This is a genomic window from Mesoterricola sp. JemC181, from assembly GCF_055384585.1.
This window is the reverse complement of sequence record NZ_AP045076.1, coordinates 4,488,501-4,504,871: the sequence shown is the minus strand read 5'-3', so window position 1 is coordinate 4,504,871 and position 16,371 is coordinate 4,488,501. Positions and strand designations below refer to the sequence as shown.

14 protein-coding genes and 1 tRNA gene are annotated in these 16,371 nt (G+C 69.1%); 5 read left to right on the top strand and 10 right to left on the bottom strand.

Going from position 1 to position 16,371, the window contains the following annotated elements; all coding sequences use genetic code 11:
* Positions 1-41: 41 nt before the first annotated feature.
* The 8 genes from ACZ5MC_RS19740 to ACZ5MC_RS19705 all read right to left on the bottom strand — a co-directional run bounded on the left by ACZ5MC_RS19740 (position 42) and on the right by ACZ5MC_RS19705 (position 6,015).
* Positions 42-707 (bottom strand): YqiA/YcfP family alpha/beta fold hydrolase, encoded by a 666-nt coding sequence (locus tag ACZ5MC_RS19740; RefSeq protein WP_464516583.1) that lies wholly within the window; start codon positions 705-707, stop codon positions 42-44.
* The gene (gene fabD, locus ACZ5MC_RS19735; RefSeq protein ID WP_464516582.1) at positions 700-1,638 is read right to left on the bottom strand and encodes an ACP S-malonyltransferase; all 939 of its coding nucleotides are present in this window, start codon (positions 1,636-1,638) and stop codon (positions 700-702) included. The genes ACZ5MC_RS19740 and fabD overlap by 8 nt, the downstream gene beginning before the upstream one ends.
* A 68-nt stretch (positions 1,639-1,706) precedes the next feature.
* Positions 1,707-2,369, bottom strand: coding sequence for a translation elongation factor Ts (gene tsf / locus ACZ5MC_RS19730; protein ID WP_306602202.1), 663 nt, complete (start codon positions 2,367-2,369; stop codon positions 1,707-1,709).
* 87 nt (positions 2,370-2,456) lie between these two features.
* Positions 2,457-3,215, bottom strand: a complete 759-nt coding sequence (rpsB, locus tag ACZ5MC_RS19725; RefSeq protein ID WP_306602201.1) for a 30S ribosomal protein S2 — start codon at positions 3,213-3,215, stop codon at positions 2,457-2,459.
* 150 nt (positions 3,216-3,365) lie between these two features.
* Positions 3,366-3,758 carry a 30S ribosomal protein S9 gene (rpsI, locus tag ACZ5MC_RS19720; RefSeq protein WP_306602200.1) on the bottom strand — a complete coding sequence of 131 codons (393 nt, stop codon included), beginning with the start codon at positions 3,756-3,758 and terminating at the stop codon, positions 3,366-3,368.
* A 15-nt stretch (positions 3,759-3,773) separates the two neighbouring features.
* Positions 3,774-4,211: a 50S ribosomal protein L13 gene (gene rplM, locus ACZ5MC_RS19715; protein ID WP_306602199.1), complete on the bottom strand. Its 438-nt coding sequence runs from the start codon at positions 4,209-4,211 to the stop codon at positions 3,774-3,776.
* Positions 4,212-4,305: 94 nt separating this feature from the next.
* Positions 4,306-5,400, bottom strand: a complete 1,095-nt coding sequence (locus ACZ5MC_RS19710; RefSeq protein ID WP_464516581.1) for a hypothetical protein — start codon at positions 5,398-5,400, stop codon at positions 4,306-4,308.
* 54 nt (positions 5,401-5,454) lie between these two features.
* The gene (locus tag ACZ5MC_RS19705; RefSeq protein ID WP_306602197.1) at positions 5,455-6,015 is read right to left on the bottom strand and encodes a gamma carbonic anhydrase family protein; all 561 of its coding nucleotides are present in this window, start codon (positions 6,013-6,015) and stop codon (positions 5,455-5,457) included.
* Between the two features lie 228 nt (positions 6,016-6,243).
* Here ACZ5MC_RS19705 and ACZ5MC_RS19700 point away from each other — a divergent pair, with 228 nt between their 5' ends.
* From ACZ5MC_RS19700 to ACZ5MC_RS19685, 4 genes are all read left to right on the top strand, one after another.
* A complete protein-coding gene (locus ACZ5MC_RS19700; RefSeq protein ID WP_464517795.1) occupies positions 6,244-8,040 on the top strand; it encodes a TonB-dependent receptor domain-containing protein in 1,797 nt (598 codons plus the stop codon).
* A gap of 40 nt (positions 8,041-8,080) precedes the next feature.
* A tRNA-Val gene (locus ACZ5MC_RS19695) sits at positions 8,081-8,155 on the top strand.
* 84 nt (positions 8,156-8,239) lie between these two features.
* Positions 8,240-8,806 carry an elongation factor P gene (gene efp / locus ACZ5MC_RS19690; RefSeq protein WP_306602195.1) on the top strand — a complete coding sequence of 189 codons (567 nt, stop codon included), beginning with the start codon at positions 8,240-8,242 and terminating at the stop codon, positions 8,804-8,806.
* Positions 8,807-8,914: 108 nt separating this feature from the next.
* Positions 8,915-11,128, top strand: a complete 2,214-nt coding sequence (locus ACZ5MC_RS19685) for an HAD-IIB family hydrolase (protein ID WP_464516580.1) — start codon at positions 8,915-8,917, stop codon at positions 11,126-11,128.
* On the opposite strand, the gene ACZ5MC_RS19680 is transcribed toward ACZ5MC_RS19685, so the two are convergent.
* Entirely contained in the window at positions 11,070-12,524 is a 1,455-nt protein-coding gene (locus ACZ5MC_RS19680; RefSeq protein ID WP_306602193.1) for a glycoside hydrolase family protein, read from the bottom strand. The two genes, ACZ5MC_RS19685 and ACZ5MC_RS19680, sit on opposite strands and share 59 nt — an antisense overlap.
* Positions 12,525-12,733: 209 nt before the next feature.
* On the opposite strand from ACZ5MC_RS19680, the gene ACZ5MC_RS19675 reads away from it, so the two are divergent.
* The gene (locus ACZ5MC_RS19675; RefSeq protein WP_306602192.1) at positions 12,734-13,393 is read left to right on the top strand and encodes a Crp/Fnr family transcriptional regulator; all 660 of its coding nucleotides are present in this window, start codon (positions 12,734-12,736) and stop codon (positions 13,391-13,393) included.
* A gap of 172 nt (positions 13,394-13,565) precedes the next feature.
* Here ACZ5MC_RS19675 and gltA read toward each other — a convergent pair whose 3' ends face one another.
* Positions 13,566-16,322 carry an NADPH-dependent glutamate synthase gene (gltA, locus tag ACZ5MC_RS19670; protein ID WP_306602191.1) on the bottom strand — a complete coding sequence of 919 codons (2,757 nt, stop codon included), beginning with the start codon at positions 16,320-16,322 and terminating at the stop codon, positions 13,566-13,568.
* Between the last annotated feature and the right edge of the window lie 49 nt (positions 16,323-16,371).

The following is a 16,371-nucleotide window of genomic DNA, read 5'->3' as shown; positions in this document are numbered from 1 at the left end:
GGTTCACCTGGCCGATGAACCGTGCGCCGCGGCCCGTGTCGTCAGGGACCTGTCGATGCGGACCCGCTGCGGGCGGGCTGGCACATCCGGGCCAGGAGGTCACCCAGCACCTCCAGGCTGGCCGTTCCCAGCAGGCCGTGGTCGTCGTCCAGTTCCCGCAGATCGGCCCCGCCGTGCCGGCCCGCGAACGCCCGGCTCACCTGGACCGGCACCGATTCGTCCCGGGTCCCGTGGAGGATCGCCAGGGGCGCCCCGACCCGCCACCTCCCGTCGTCCGCCCACGCCGGCAGGTCCGCCAGGAGTTCGGGCCCCAGGCGGGTCCAGGCGTTGCGGGCGTGGTGGAAGATGGGGATGCTCCCGCGGCGCCGGTAGCCGGCCCACCGCGGCCCCTCCAGGCGGCGGGAGGCGAAGCCGAAGGCGGGGGCCAGGAGGATGAGCCCGGCCAGGGCCGCGCCGCGGTGGGCCACGGCGGCGGCGACCAGGCCCCCCAGGCTGCTGCCCACCACCACCGGGGGTTCCGGCAGGGTGCGCAGGAGGGCCTCCACCGCCTCCACCTGGGCGGAGACGGTGAGGGCCTCGAAGGTCGGCAGGTTCAGGTCGGGGGCGAGGAAGGGGATGTTCCGCGCCGCCGCCCAGAGCCGGCAGTGCTCGCCCTTGGATCCGCGGGGACCGGAGGCGAAGCCGTGGAGGTAGACCAGGCTAGGCAAGGGCCTGCAGGTCCTCGGGGGCGCCGATGGAGATGGCGGTCACCTCGATGCCGGCCTCCTTGGCCTGGCGCTTCACGAGGCCGCTGAGCACCTTGCCGGGGCCCAGCTCGAAGAAGGAGGTGACCCCCTCCTGGAGCAGCAGGGCGGTGAGGGCCTCCCAGCGCACGGCGCCCGGGATCTGGCGCACCAGGCCGTCCCGCAGGGCCGCGGGATCGGTCACCAGGGCGGCGTCCACGTTGTTGGCCAGGGGGCAGCTGGGCATGGCGAAGACCGTGGCGCCCAGGAGCTGCTGCATGTGCACCTTGGCGGGCTCCATGAGGGGGCTGTGGAAGGGCGCGCTCACGGGGAGCTTCATCATCTTGCGCACGCCCTTGGCCTTCAGGATCTCCATGGCGGCCTCCACGCCCTCGACGTGGCCGGCGATGACGATCTGGCCCGGGCCGTTGAAGTTGGCGGGGACGGCCACCAGGCCGGTCTGGGTCTGGGCCTCGGCGCAGGCGGCCTCCACATCGGCCACCGTGGAGCCGAGGATGGCGGCCATGGCGCCCACGCCCACGGGCACGGCCACCTGCATGGCGCGGCCGCGCTCGCGCACGGTGCGCACGGCGTCGCCGAAGCGCAGCGAGCCGTTGGCCACCAGGGCGCTGTACTCGCCCAGGGAGTGCCCGGCCACGTAGTCGGGCTTGGGCAGGCGCGCGCCGTAGGCGCGGACCACCATGGTGCTGTGGGTGAGGATGGCGGGCTGGGTGTGCTCGGTGAGCTTGAGCTGCTCCTCGGGGCCCTGGGCCATGAGGGAGGAGAGGTCGAAGCCGAGGGCGCTGTCGGCCTCCTGGAGGACGGCCCTGGCGGCGGGTTCCGCCTCGGCCAGCGCAACGCCCATGCCCACGGCCTGGGAACCCTGGCCCGGGAACAGCCACGCGGTCTTGCTCATAAGTACCTCCGTAAATGGAGAAGGCGGCACAGGGGCCGCCTTCTCGCTCAATGGGACAGGGTGGAATCCTACTTGGCGGCGGCGGCCTGGGCGGCGACTTCCGCCGCGAAGTCGTCGTTGCGCTTCTCGAGGCCTTCGCCCATCACGTACTTCGTGAAGCGGCGGATGCTGAGCTTCTCGCCGATCTCGGCGGTCTTGGCGGAAAGGTGCTGGGCGACGGTGAGATCGCCGTTCATGATGAACTTCTGCTCCAGGAGGCAGACTTCCTCGTAGATCTTGTTCATCTTGCCTTCGACGATCTTCTCGACGACGGCGGCGGGCTTGCCGGTGGCCAGGGCCTGGGAGGTGGCGATCTCCTTCTCCTTGTCCAGGAAGGACTGGGTGACCTCTTCCTTCGTCACGAACTGGGGCGCGGGATCGTGGGCGGCGATGTGCATGGCCACTTCGCGCACGAGGCGGGTGAAGTTCTCGGTGCGGGCCACGAAATCGGTCTCGCAGTTCAGCTCGATGAGCACGCCGACGCGGCCGCCGGGGTGGATGTAGGACTCGACGATGCCCTCGGCGGCGATGCGGCCGGCCTTGGCGGCGGAGGAGGCCAGGCCCTTCTTGCGGAGGTAGTCCATGGCCTTTTCCATGTCCCCGCCGTTCTCTTCCAGGGCCTTCTTGCAGTCCATCATGCCCAGGCCGGTCTTGTCCCGGAGGGCCTTCACATCTAGGGCCGTGTATGCCATTGCGAACTCCTGTGAAAATTCGGTGGTAAGAACTGAGCGGTCAGCCGCCGGGCTCGAAGCCGGCAACCGACCGCTTCAAAGCCGAGCCTAGGCCTCGCCGCCTTCGTTCATCTTCTCGGCCATCATGGCCTTCATGTTGTCGTTGTCGCCCTTGTCCTGGAAGGACTGGCGGCCTTCGAGGATGGAGTCGGCCACGCGCTCGGAGAAGAGCAGGATGGAGCGGATCGCGTCGTCGTTGGCGGGGATGACGTAGTTGATCTTGTCGGGGTCGCAGTTGGTGTCGACCAGGCCGACGATCTTCAGGCCCAGCTTGGCGGCCTCGGTGATGGCGATGTCCTCGCGGTGCGGATCGATGACGAAGATGACGTCGGGAACCGAACGCATGTCCCGGATGCCGGCGAAGGAGGCTTCGAGCTTCTCCTTGGAGCGGGTCAGGGTCAGGATCTCCTTCTTGGTCAGCATGGCCGTGCGCGCGGGATCGTTGAGGGTGGCCTCGATCTCCTTGAGCTTGTCCAGCGACTTCTTGATGGTCGCGAAGTTGGTGAGCATGCCGCCCAGCCAGCGGTTGTTCACGTAGTAGGCGCCGCAGCGCTGGGCCTGCTCGGCGATGAGCTCCTGGGCCTGGGGCTTGGTGGCGACGAAGAGGAAGTTCTTGCCTTCGCTGGCGGCCTTGGTGAGGAAGTTGGCGGCCGTGTTCCAGAGGCGGAGCGTCTTCTGCAGGTCGATGATGTAGATGCTGTTCCGGGCGCCGAAGATGTACTTCTTCATCTTGGGGTTCCAGCGCTTGGTCTGGTGGCCGAAGTGCACACCGGCTTCAAGCAGTTCCTTCATTTGGATGGCAGCCATGGAAGGCCTCCCTGGGAGAGCGGCGGATGCCGCGGGGGATGAAGGGCGAAGGGGAAATCTCCGCCCGAATCGATTCCTCCGGAGAGGAATCCGTCAGACACACGAACGGGGAGATCGAATCTCCCCGTCCTTGATACGCATTGCCAAAGACTAGCGCTTCGAGAACTGGAAGCGGCGGCGGGCGCCCATCTGACCGGGCTTCTTGCGCTCCTTCATGCGAGGATCGCGGGTCAGCAGGCCGGCCTGCCGGAGCATGCCCTTGAGCTGGTCGTTGTAGCCGAGCAGGGCGCGGGAGAGGCCCATGCGGATGGCCGAAGCCTGGCCGGCGGGGCCGCCGCCGGAGACGGAGACGATCAGGTCGAACTTGCCGTCCATCTCGGCCAGCACGAGCGGCTGGTGCACCACCATGCGGAGCACGGCGTTGGGGAAGTAGTTCTCCTCGGTGCGGCCGTTCACGGTGACCTTGCCGGTGCCGGGGCGCATGAAGACGCGAGCGGTGCAGGACTTGCGCCGGCCGGTTCCGTAGTTCTGGGAAATCGCCATGTGTGCCTCGGTAGATTAGAGCTTGATAGCCAGGGTTTCGGGCTGCTGCGACTGCTGCTGGTGCTCGGCGCCGTCGTAGACCTTGAGCTTGCGATACATCGCGCGGCCCAGGGGGCCCTTGGGAAGCATGCCCTTCACGGCGCTCTCGATGATGCGGCCGGGGAAGGTGATCTTCATGACGTCGGCCCGGACCTCGACCATGCTGCCGGGCTGGGTGCTCGTGCGGCGGTAGAACTTCTGGGTGGCCTTCTTGCCGGTGAAGACGGCCTTGGCGGCATTGATCACCACCACATGGTCGCCCGTGTCGATGAAGGGGGTCCAGGTCGGCTTGCTCTTGCCGGAGAGGACGTCCGCGACGACGGTGCTCAGGCGGCCCACGGGCAGCCCGGTGGCGTCGACGACGAACCACTTGCGATTGACTAGGTCTTGACCCTTGGGGAAATAGGTGCTCATGGCCGAACTCCGAAAACCTACGAATTCGATGTGAAATCCATCGTCAAGCTGCCCATCTAGTGATGCGCAGAACAACAACTTTATCGTTGATCCCCTAAGGGGTCAAGGACTCTTTTGAAGATGAAGCGAGGCTCCAGAGCTCCTGGGCCAGGCGGCTGGCGCCCATGCCGTCGATCAGGGCCATGCCGTCGCGCACCTGCTCCTGGCGCGTCTCCTGGCCCTCGGGACCCAGCCACTGCTCCAGGGCGTCCCGGGTGGCCTCGGGGTCGGCGTCGGTGCCCAGGCCCAGGTCGAGGCAGCCGCCGACCCGCGCGATGTCCGAGAGCATGACCTGCTGCCGGTCGTTCTGGCCCCAGGTGGCCGCGGGCACGCCCATGCACAGGGCCTCGGCGAGGGTGAGGCCGCCGGCGCACCACAGGGCGTCGAACTCCTGGAGGTGCCGGGTGAGGGAGGGCAGGCTCTTGAGGATGCGGCAGCCCGGGAAGGGCGGGGCTTCCAGGCCCTGGGGGGCCAGCAGGGTGCAGGCGCCGGTCCAGCGCCCCGAGGCCGCCAGGCTCCGCAGCACTTCGAGGGCGCGGGCCGCGAGCCCGGGGCCGTCGGTTCCGCCGAAGGTCACGAGGAGCTTGTGCACCGCCAGGGGCTGGAGCGGTTCGCGCCGGGGCCGCAGCGCCAGCGCCTGGGGATCCACCACGATGTAGTGGGAACCCCGGAGGATGCGGCAGGCGCCGCGGGTCGTTTCCAGGGGGCGCACCTTGCGGCCGTTGACGACCTTCAAGGGGGACGCCGGCCAGCTCACGCCCTCCAGGTAGGGCTGGAAGAGCAGGTCCGCCGCCTCGTGGGCGTCGCCCTCGTCCTCCAGGAGCGCGACCTTCAGGGGCCGCGCGCCGGCCACGTCGGCCTGGGTGGCGTCCCACAGGTCCACCAGCACCACGTCCGCCTCGGCCTTGAGGGCCTCGGGCAGGCCCGCGTGGAGGTCCTCCCCCAGGTCCACGACGCGGCAGGGCAGGGGCCGGCCGTCGAAGGGGTGCTGGCCCTGGCCCGCCATGCGGGCCCGGGCGTCGCCGGAGACGGCGATGCAGGCGGCGCCGCCCAGGCTGCGCCAGTGTTCCTGGAGCACCAGGGCCCGGGCGAGGTGCCCGAAGCCAAGGCGGAGATCGGTGTGGACGCGGAGGACGAGGAGGGGGCTCATGGGGCTCTGGGGTTTCAATGGAAGAAAGTCTAGCCGTAAATCGGCCTTCTCCCCCTAGGGGAAAAGATGCCCCTCCCGGAACCCGGGTTCCGGAAAGGCCGCTGCGGGGGAGACCGCCACGGGCCAGCCGTCCTTGAAGTAGGCCTCCTTGTAGCGCACGTAGCGCGGCCAGATCCCGGCCACCAGCTCGCGCTGCGCGGGCGAGAGGGGCCCCTTGACCGTGGCGGGCCACCCCGCCACCAGGGTTCCCGGCGGCGCCTTGAAGCCCTCCTTGAGGAGCGATCCGGCCGCCACCAGGCAGCCCTCGCCCACCTCCGCGCCGTCCATGATCGTCGTGCTCATGCCCACCAGGGCGCCCCGGCGCACGGTGCAGCCGTGGAGCATGACGTTGTGGGCGACGCTCACCTCGTCCTCCAGGGTGAGCGACCACCTGCCGTTGGTGACGTGGAGGCAGCAGAAGTCCTGGATGTTCACGCGGCGGCCGATGGCGATGGCGTTTACGTCCCCCCGCAGGACGCAGTTGAACCACACCGACGTGTCGTCGCCCAGGGCGACGTCCCCCAGGACCGTGGCGCTGGGGGCCACCAGGACCCGTTCGCCGATGCGCGGAGCCATGCCTTGGAAAGGAAGAATCACGGTGCACCTCGAAACCCACGATACCCGGAACCGCAAGCCTCCGGCTCCGGCCGAGGCTTGCATATATTAATCATTGAACCAGGACCCCTTTCCTCGCACACAGGGGAAACCCGGCACCTTCGTTGGGCTTGATTAGTTGCCCAACTGCCGGCTTTTCGAACGGAGGGAGGAATGGCCAGGCACCGGCTGTTGGAAGGCATATTGTATGTGACATTTGTGGGCCACGGCCTCCAGGGGGCGGAGGGACGCCGCCCTCCCCAGGCGGGCGCCGAGTCCTCGCAGTTCTTCGCCCGGGGCTTCGAGCTGGAATTCGGCACCGATTTCGAGGTGGAGCTGGGGGGCATCCCCCTCAACACGCCCTCCCACGTGCACGGCCCCGGCTTCCTGGACCAGGCCCTGGTGATCCCCGAGGTGGTGGAGGGCTTCCAGTACGCCAAGGGCCCCTACCGCTCGGCCCAGACCGCCGTGGCGGGGCGGGCCTCGATGGAGCTGGTCCCCGCGCTGCGCGAGCCCTTCCTCTCGTTCACGCACGGCGGGGCCCGCACGGACCGCTTCGCGCGCTTCCTGTGGACCGAGACCCTCCCGTCCAGCGTCACGTACGCCCTGGACCTCACCCGCAACGAGCGGCCCTGGGACGACCTCACGGGGTCGGCGCGCCTCAACGCCGCCTTCCGCAAGGACGGCGAAGGACCCCGGGGCCGGTGGAGCCTCACCCTCCTGGGCTCGGACGACAGGACCGACGCCGGCGGCGCCAGTCCCGTGCGCCCCTGGACCGGGGAAGGCACTCCCGACGACGCCAGGGCGGGGGACGGCACCCGGAACCAGCGCGTGCTCCTGGGCTGGCGCCTTGCCGCCCGGGAGGGCCCGGGCCGGACGGGACGGGTCCGCGTCTACGCCGGCGCCCATCACCAGCGGATCTGGAACAACTGGACCTTCTTCCTCCGGGACCCCGTGAACGGGGACCAGACCGAGCAGGTCGACCGCAGGTCCTTCGTGGGGATGGATTCCGAGCGGACCTGGGACCAGGGCGCCTGGACGCACACCCTGGGCCTCCAGGCCCGCGCGGACCGCGTGACCGCGGAAGTGACCCCCACCGCGGACCGGGAGCGCCTGGGGGCGTCGCCCGCGCCCAGGCTGGCCGCGCGGGGGTGGCTCTACCACGGCACCCTTCACGGCCAGAGCGCCCTGCGCCTGGGCCGCGGGTGGGAGGCCTTCCTGGGCATGCGCCTGGACGCCCACAGGAACCGCGTCAGCGCCCTGGCCGGACCCTGGTCGCCCCAGGACCGCGGCCAGGTCCTGGGGAGCCCGCGGGCCGGCCTCTCGTTTTCGCCCGCGGAGGGCACGGTCTTCTCGGCCAGCGCCGGCCGGGGGTTTCGCATCGGCGACGCCTTCCGCGACACCCGTCCCATGGTCCGCACCACCAGCGCCGAGGTGAGCGCCCAGACCCGGCCCCTGGCCCCCTGGGTGGCGAGCCTGACGGTCTGGCGCCTGGACCTGGAGGCGGAGGTCCTCTTCGATCCCGGGAAAAACGCCTTCACGGCCCGGGGCCCGGCCCGCCACGAGGGCGTCGAGCTCTACAACGAGGTCCGCACCGGCCCCTGGCGCGCGGAGCTGGCCTGGGGCTGGAACCGGGCCGCCTTCAAGGAGCCCGCCCACGGCCTGGACCACGTGCCGGGCTCGGTCCCGCTCACCGGGTACCTGGGCGTGGGCTGGTCGGACCGGGGCCTGGGCCTGGAGGCCAAGGTCCGGCGCACGGAGGTCCGGCCCCTCACCGGGGACGGGGCGGTCACCGCCGGGCGCCAGGACGCCCTGGAGCTGAAGGCCCAGGTCGATCTGGACCGCTGGTCCTTCGGGGTGGAGGTAATCAATGCCTTCAATTGGAAGAAATACAACTACCAGTACCACTACGCCTCCCGCTTCCCGGACGGGGAGGCGGTGGCGGACCGGCATCTGAAGGCCGCCGACCCCCAGGCCATCCGGGTGGAGGTGCGAAGGCGATTCTGATCTGGACAAATCCCTCCGAGGTGCTACTCTGATGGACCGCGGGCGTATAACTCAGCGGTAGAGTGCTACCTTCACACGGTAGAAGTCTCAGGTTCGAATCCTGATATGCCCACCACCGACAAATGGCCCCTGGGTGAAACCGGGGGCCATCTGATTGGAAGTCACAAAATCAGCAACCGGGACTCCACGAGGTGATTCCATGCCCTTCATCAACGCCGTCCAGCTCCGCGTCGGGATGATCGTCAATTTCGAGAACGAACTCTGCCGGGTGACCTTCGTCGAGCACCAGACCCCCGGCAACCTCCCGGCCCGCATCGCCACCAAGATGAAGCGTCTCAAGGACGGCCTCAACCGCGAGAACCGCTTCGGTTCCGCCGAGAAGGTGGACAAGGCGAGCCTCGAGCAGCACATGATGGAGTTCCTCTACGAGGACGGCGACAACATCGTGCTCATGAACGGCGAGACCTACGAGCAGCTGGAGATCCCCAAGGAGTTCATGGGCGACGACGCCGTCTTCCTCCAGCCCAACATGGTCGTGGAAGTGGAGTTCTACGAAGAGAAGGCGCTGAGCATCACCCTTCCCCCCAGCGTCGTGCTCGAGATCGTCGAGACCGAGCCCGTCATGAAGAACGCCAACGCCACCGGCTCCTACAAGCCCGCGAAAATGGAGAACGGCGTCATCGTGAACGTCCCCCCCTACATGGAAGCGGGCGAGAAGATCCGCGTGAACACCGTGGACCGCTCCTTCATGGAACGCGTCAAGTAGCAGCGCCTCATACGCGAAAAGGCCCCGGATTCCGGGGCCTTTTCGCGTACCTGGAACCTGCGGCCCCCGGCCGGCATCTCAACGGAACGTCCTGTTCCGGAGAACCAAGTGAGGGAAAGCGGCATCTACATCCTGATGATCAGCGTCCACGGACTGATCCGGGGCACCGCGCCGGAACTGGGCCGGGACCCGGATACGGGCGGGCAGGTGCTCTACGTGCTGGAGTTGGCCAAGGCCCTGGGCCGCCAGCCGGACGTGGCCCAGGTGGACCTGCTCACGCGCCTGGTGCAGGACCCCGCGCTGCCCACGGACTATGCCCAGCCGGAGGAGGCCCTGGGGCCCCACGCCCGGATCATCCGGCTGCCCTTCGGCCCGCGGCGCTACGTGCGCAAGGAGCTGCTCTGGGACCACCTCGACCAGCTGGTCGACCGCTTCCTCGTGTACGCCCGTGAGCTCCCCCGCCTGCCGGACGTGCTCCACAGCCACTACGGGGACGCGGGCCTGGTGGCCCAGCGCCTTTCCGCGCTTCTGGGCATCCCCTTCCTGCACACCGGGCATTCGCTGGGCCGGTGCAAGCGGGACCGCCTCCTGCAGGCCGGAGGCAAGGAGGCCGCTCTCGAGCGGACGTTCCATTTCGAGCGCCGCATCCGGGCCGAGGACGAGGTGCTGCGCCACGCCGCGCGGGTGGTGGCCAGCACCCGGCAGGAGGTGGCCGAGCAGTACGGCCTCTACCCCCACTTCGACCCGCGCAGGGCCGTGGTGATCCCGCCGGGCACGGACCTGGGGCGCTTCACGCCGCCGGCCTCCCGGCACCCCGAACCCGCCATGGCGGCCCTCGTGGACCGCTTCCTGGCGCGCCCCCGCAAGCCCCTGGTGCTGTGCATCGGCCGGCCCGTGCCCTCCAAGAACATCCTGGGCCTGGTGGAGGCCTACGGTCTCGACGCGCGCCTGCGGGCCCAGGCCAACCTGCTCCTGGTGGCCGGCCACCACGAGGACATCCGGGACATGGACGAGGAGGGCCGCCGCACCTGGGAGGAGCTGCTGCTCGCCCTGGACCGCTTCGACCTCTTCGGGTCCGTGGCCTTCCCCCGCACCCACCGCGCGGAGGACGTCCCCGGCTTCTACCGGCTGGCGGTGCAGCGCCGGGGCGTCTACGTGAACCCCTCGGTCCAGGAGAGCTTCGGGCTCACCCTCATCGAGGCCGCCGCCACGGGGCTTCCCGTGGTGACCACCGACTGCGGCGGCCCCCGGGACATCGTGGCCAACTGCCGCAACGGCACCGTGGTGGAATCCCGCGAGCCCGCGGCGCTTTCCGCGGCCATCCGGGACGCCCTGGAGGATCCGTCGCGGTGGGCGGCATGGGCCCGCAACGGCCTGCGGCGGGTGCGCGACACCTACAGCTGGGACGCCCACGTCGGGAAGTACCTGAAGGTGCTCCAGCGGCTCCTCAAGCGCGGCCGGAAGCAGGCCCGTAGGGAGCGGGCCGACCTGGACCCGGCCCCGGGCACCTCCCCCTTCCTCCACGCCCGGGCCGCGCTCATCTGCGACCTGGACGGCACCCTGCTGGGCGACCGGGAGTCCCTGGACCAGCTCCTGGCCTGGATCCGGGAGCAGCGCGGCGCCCTGGCCTTCGGGGTGGCCACGGGCCGCAAGCTGGACAACGCCCTGTGGGCCCTCAAGACCTGGGGCGTGCCCGAGCCCGACGTGATCATCAGCGGCATCGGCACCGAGATCCGCTACGGCTTCAACCGCGCCCACGACCAGGCCTGGGAGAACCACATCCGCCAGGGCTGGAGGCGGGAGGACCTGGCGTCCGCGCTCAAGGACGTGCCGGGGCTCCGGCTCCAGAACCACCGCAAGCAGGGGCCCTACAAGCTCAGCTACAACGTCAAGCCCAGCCGCATGCCGCCCCTGGAGACCCTGGTGGCCAACCTCCACCGCGCCGGCCTCCAGGCCAACCTCGTGTACTCCGAGTCCCGGAACCTGGACGTGCTGCCCCGCTGCGCCTCCAAGGGCCACGCGGTGCGCTACCTCGCCTTCAAGTGGGGCATCCCCCCGGACCGCTTCCTGGTGGCCGGGGATTCCGGCAACGACCGGGACATGCTCCTGGGCGACATGCTGGGCATCGTGGTGGGCAACCACAGTCCCGAACTGGGCGAGCTGCGCGGGCGGGCCCGGGTGTACTTCGCCAACCAGCCCTGCGCCGCGGGGATCCTCGAGGGGATCCGCCACTACAGCCTCCGGTTCCCCCTCCCCTTCGTCTTCAGTTCAGGTCCCGCCCTGGAGGTTCGAGAATCCGAAGGGCTGGCATGGATAGGCTGACCTCGGCGCTCTCCAGGTAGATGCCCAGGCTGCGCCCCGAGAACCGGGTGTCCACCAGGGACAGGCGCACCACCCCGTTGACTGAGAGCTCGATGTAGCCCGCCCACCGGATGAGCCGGAGGGAGTAGCGCCGGTCGGCGATGGGCGTGAACTCCCCCACCTGCAGGCTCTCGTAGATGTAGTTCTGGAACACCCGCTCCAGCCGGTTGCCCCAGGCGCGGATCTGGGCCTTGCCCCGCTCCGTGTCCAGGGAGATGAAGTAGCCGTTGAGCAGGTCGTCCAGCCCGAAGACCAGGCCGCAGTCGCCCTGGCGAAGGGTCTGCCACTCCAGCTCCCAGATCCAGGACCCCTCCGCGGCCGGCACGGTGAAGAGCTCGAACCCGCTGCGGCAGGCGAAGCGGATGCGCTCGCCGTCCACATCGCAGCTGGCGGTGGGGTTCTCCAGGCAGGGCTTGAAGGCGTCCCGCAGGAAGGGGGCCATCCCCCGGACCTTGTCCGCCCAGCGGTGATAGCTCACGAGCTCCAGCCTGCCGTCCCCGCGCCGGCGCAGCTCCTTGGGCGGGGGCAGGCTCCGGGCCCCGCTCTCCACGTTGATCCCGTCGATGTAGAACGAGTAGATGAGGGTGCGGTCGCCGTCCCGCATGGCCCGGGCCGCATAGTTGCCCTTGGGGAGCAGGACGTTGTTGTTGAAGGCCCGGTACTCCCCCTGGAAGGTGTCGCACCACCAGTAGTGCACCTCCACATCCTCCCGGATGGAACCGATGAGGTAGTACGTCCCCTCCAGCTCCACCAGGCAGGGGCACTCGATGTCGTCGTACATCCGGGGGAAGAAGAGGGGCGGCTCGATGAGGTAGCCCTCCTCCGCCCGCCGAACCAGACCCACGCAGCCCCGCCGGCTGACCGGTCCACCGATCACCCGGGCGCACAGGAGGAGCCACTCCTGCCCGGCGCTCCGCCAGAGGTAGGGGTCCCGGAAGGACACCCAGCCCCGTTCCGAGTAGCCCGGCCCCTCGTAGTGGCTGCCCGTGGGAAGGAGCGGAAGGTTCTTCTCGTTCTCCTTGCGCCAGGCCACCAGGTCCCGGGAAACGGCCCGCCCGATGCGCTGGAAGTAGCCGTTCTCCGCCCGGTGCAGGCCCGTGTAGAACATCTCGTAGAGCTTGCGTTCCGGGTTGTGGCTCACGTGCATGGTCCAGAGCATGTCGTCGTCCCAGGTTCCCGGCTCCCCCGTGAAGATGGCGTTGCGGGTGCGCGACCAGTTCATGCCGTCCGGGCTCACCGCGTGGGCGATGTAGTCGTGGTTGGGCAGCACCAGGTGGAAGAGGTGGAAGAGCTTCCCCCGCCGGATGACGTCGATGTCCCCGATCTCCCACTCCCTGAACCCGCGAGATGTGTACATCCCCTGTCCTTCGAAGGTTTTTGCATTTCCGTGCAAGGGTTTGATTCCCGCCGGCCTTCCCCGTTCCCAAAGGTTGGGAAGATTGCGCGTGCGGAAAAGTCCAATTTCCTACCGGGTGGTCTGCTATAGACCCGCACAGAGATTCACGGTCGCCCTCGTTGTGTGATACAAATCACTGTGCAATTGGGGTGCTCATGGGGCAGGCCATCGTGAATCTGAGACGCATCGACTACCTGGCAGGACTGCCTGCGGCGGAAGCCGAGGAGTTGGCCACCGTCAGCGAGCTGCGGCGGTATCCCAACGGCAGCCCCGTCTTCACCCAGGGTGAGGCCATGCCCGGCGTCTTCGTGGTGGTGCAGGGCGCCCTGAAGGTGTTCCGCACCGACGGCCGCGGCAAGATCCAGGTCATCGACATCCTCCAGCCCGGCACCTGCGTGGGCGAGGTCCAGGTGTTCGACGGCGGCGTGGCCGCCAGCGGCGCCGAGGCCCACGGGGACACCGAGTGCTGGCTGGTGCCCGCCGGCGCCCTGCGCATCATGGCCACCAAGAACAACGCCGTGGCCATGTGCATGATCCAGCACTTCGCCGGCAAGGTCCGCCACCTCATCAGCCTGGTGGAGACCCTCAGCCTCCACAGCGTCCCCGAGCGGGTGGGCCAGCTGATCCTGGAATACCAGGGCCGCAACCCCGGCCGGGCCCTCGTGGAATTCAAGGAGACCCAGGAGGACCTGGCCCAGTGCATCGGCGCGAGCCGGGAGGCCTTCAGCAGGGCGCTGCGGCTGCTGGCCGACCTGGGGCTCATCCAGAGCACGTTCCCGGTCGTGAGGATCCTGGACATCCAGAAACTGCAGCGGTACGCCCGGGGCTGAGCAGACAAGGATCTTTTTTATCCTTTCCCATCCCCGTTCATCCCTGGCAAATTCAGCGTTTAATTTGCCGGGGATGAAAAAAGATAATATACAAGGGGTTTCAGGAGCCCTGGCACGCGTCGGCAGGAAGGCTATCGTCGGCGGCCCCGGCTGGGGATCGCGTCCACGGCCTCTAGATTCCCATCAGCTGCTTGTGCATCGCTTCCGCGGCCCGCCTTCCCTGTCCCATGGCCAGGATCACCGTCGCCCCGCCCGTGATGACGTCGCCGCCGGCGAAGACGCCCGGCACCGTGGTCTCCCCGGTGGCCTCGTCCACCCGCACCACGCCGCCCTTGAGGGTCTTGAGGCGGTCCTCGGTCTGGGCGATCAGCGGATTCACGGAGAAGCCCAGGGCCACCACCAGGGTGTCGCAGGGCAGGGTCACGGTCTCGGCGGTGGCGCGCACGCCGCGGCGGCCGTCGGGGCCGGGTTCGGTGAGCTCCATGACGGCGCACTCGATGTGGGTGATCCAGCCCTTGTCGTTGCCGATGCAGCGCAGGGGGTTGGTGAGGAAGTGGAAGTGGACGCCCTCCTCCTCGGTGTGCTCCAGCTCCTCCTTGCGGGCGGTGGATTCCTTGATGGTGCGGCGGTAGACGATCGAGACCGATTCGGGGCCCAGGCGCCGCGCGGCGCGGGAGGCGTCCATGGCGGTGTTGCCGCAGCCCACGATGACCACGTGCCTGCCGACCGTCACCGGCGTGCCGGATTCGGGGAAGAGGTCGGCGCGCATTAGGTTGATGCGGGTGAGGAACTCGTTGGCGGTGTAGATGCCCTTGAAGTCCTCGCCCGGGATCCCCAGCATGCCGGGCAGGCCCGCGCCGGTGCCCATGAACACGGCGTCGTTTTCGGACCGGAGCTCGGCCAGGGTCATGGAGCGGCCCACCAGGGTGTTCAGGACGAACTTCACGCCCATGCGGCGCAGCGTGTCCACTTCCTTCTCCACGATGGCGTTGGGCAGGCGGAACTCGGGAATGCCGTAGAGCAGCACGCCTCCGGGGCGGTGCAGGGCGTCGTAGACCGTGACGTCGTGGCCCTTCCCGGCCAGCTCGCCGGCGACGGTGAGGCCCGCGGGGCCCGCGCCCACCACGGCCACCTTGCGGCCCGTGGCCGGCGCCATGGGCGGCGTCTCGGGCTCGGCGGCCAGCAGCGCGTCGGCGGCGAAGCGCTCCAGGCGCCCGATGCCCACGGCCTCGCCCTTGATGCCCACCACGCACTTGGCCTCGCACTGCTTCTCCTGCGGGCACACCCGGCCGCACACGGCGGGCAGGCTCGAGGACTGCTTGAGGATGCGGGCGGCGCCCAGGGGATCGCCGGCCTCGATGCGCTTGACGAAGGCCGGGATGTCGATGTTGACCGGGCACCCCTCGATGCACTTGGGCACCTTGCAGTCCAGGCAGCGCGCGGCCTCCAGCCGGGCCTGCTCGGCGTTCAGCGCCAGGGTCACTTCCGAGAAGTTGCCCACGCGGATGGCCGGATCCTGGCAGGCCGCCACCTGGCGGGGGATCTTCATGCGCTGGGCGGGCTTGAGGGAGGGCAGGTCCAGGTTCTGCCAGTCCAGGTCGGCCACCGGCGCGATGAAGGGCATGTCCGCGTCCGTCACCGGGTGGCTGGACATGCCCAGGTTGCACACGTGGTCCTGGGCCGCGGTCTCGTCCTCCTTGTACCAGTTCTGGCGCATGCGGAGCATGTTGAAGTCGACCTTGTGGCCGTCGAAGTCGGGGCCGTCGAAGCACGCGAACTTCATCTCGCCGCCCACCGACACCCGGCAGCCGCCGCACATGCCCGTGCCGTCGACCATGAGGGCGTTGAGGCTCACCAGCGTGAAGATGCCGCGCTCCCGGGTGGCCTCGGAGACCGCCTGCATCATGGGCATGGGGCCCACGGCCACCACCTCGGCCACGGGTTCGCGCTCCAGGATCTCGGCCAGGGGCTGCGTGACGATGCCCTGGCGGCCCAGGGTGCCGTCGTCGGTGGTGATGATGAGCTCGTCGGACGCGGCGCCCAGCTCCTCCGCCAGGAGCACGCGCTCACGGGAGCGGCCTCCCAGCACGGTGATCACCCGCTGGCCCCGGGCCTTGAGGGCCTGGGCCGCGGGGAGGATGGCCGCGCTGCCGTAGCCGCCGGCCACCAGCACCACGGTGCCCTCCTCCACCAGCTCCGTGGGCTTGCCCATGGGACCGGCCACCGCGAAGAGCTTGTCGCCCTGGCTGAGCTTGCCCATGGCCTTGGTGGTGGCGCCCACCTCGACCATGACGAAGCGGATCCAGCCCTTGCGGGCGTCGCCGTCGGCCAGGGTCAGGGGGATGCGCTCGCTCTTCTCGAAGGGGGCCACCATGAGGAACTGGCCGGGCTTGCGGCCCCGGGCCACCATGGGGGCCTGGACGATGAAACTCCAGGTCTCGGGGGCCAGGAGGCGCTTCTCCAGGATCAGGTAGCCGTCGGCGTTCACCTCGTCGCCCATGTACAGCGACTTCCCCTTGAGCAGCGGCAGCATGACGTGCTCCTCGGTGTCGATGTGCTGGCGGATCAGGTCCATGAGCCTACGTGCCTGCTCCTGGTAGATGCCCGGCTCCTTCACCACCCCCCCGGCGTTGGCCGCCAGCAGGAGGAGGGTGAGGTCCCACATCTCCCGGTGGTCCCCGATGAGCTGGTCCATGAGCGCCTCGGCGCCCAGCTCGTCCAGGAGCGGCAGCAGCTCGCGCTCCTCGGCCTCGTTGTGGGGGCGCAGCACCTCGTAGACCCACCGGCAGGCGCGGTCCACCTGGGCCCAGTCCTGGGCCAGCAGGGCCGCGGCCAGCTCGGACATCTTCGTCATGGCCGACAGGTGCAGCAGGTGCCATTCACCCATGGAAGTTTCGTCGTGGACCATGGAAGAGGTGGAAAGGGACATGGCTATCTCCGGGATTCGTTAAATATGCACCAACGGCCAAGCTCACGGG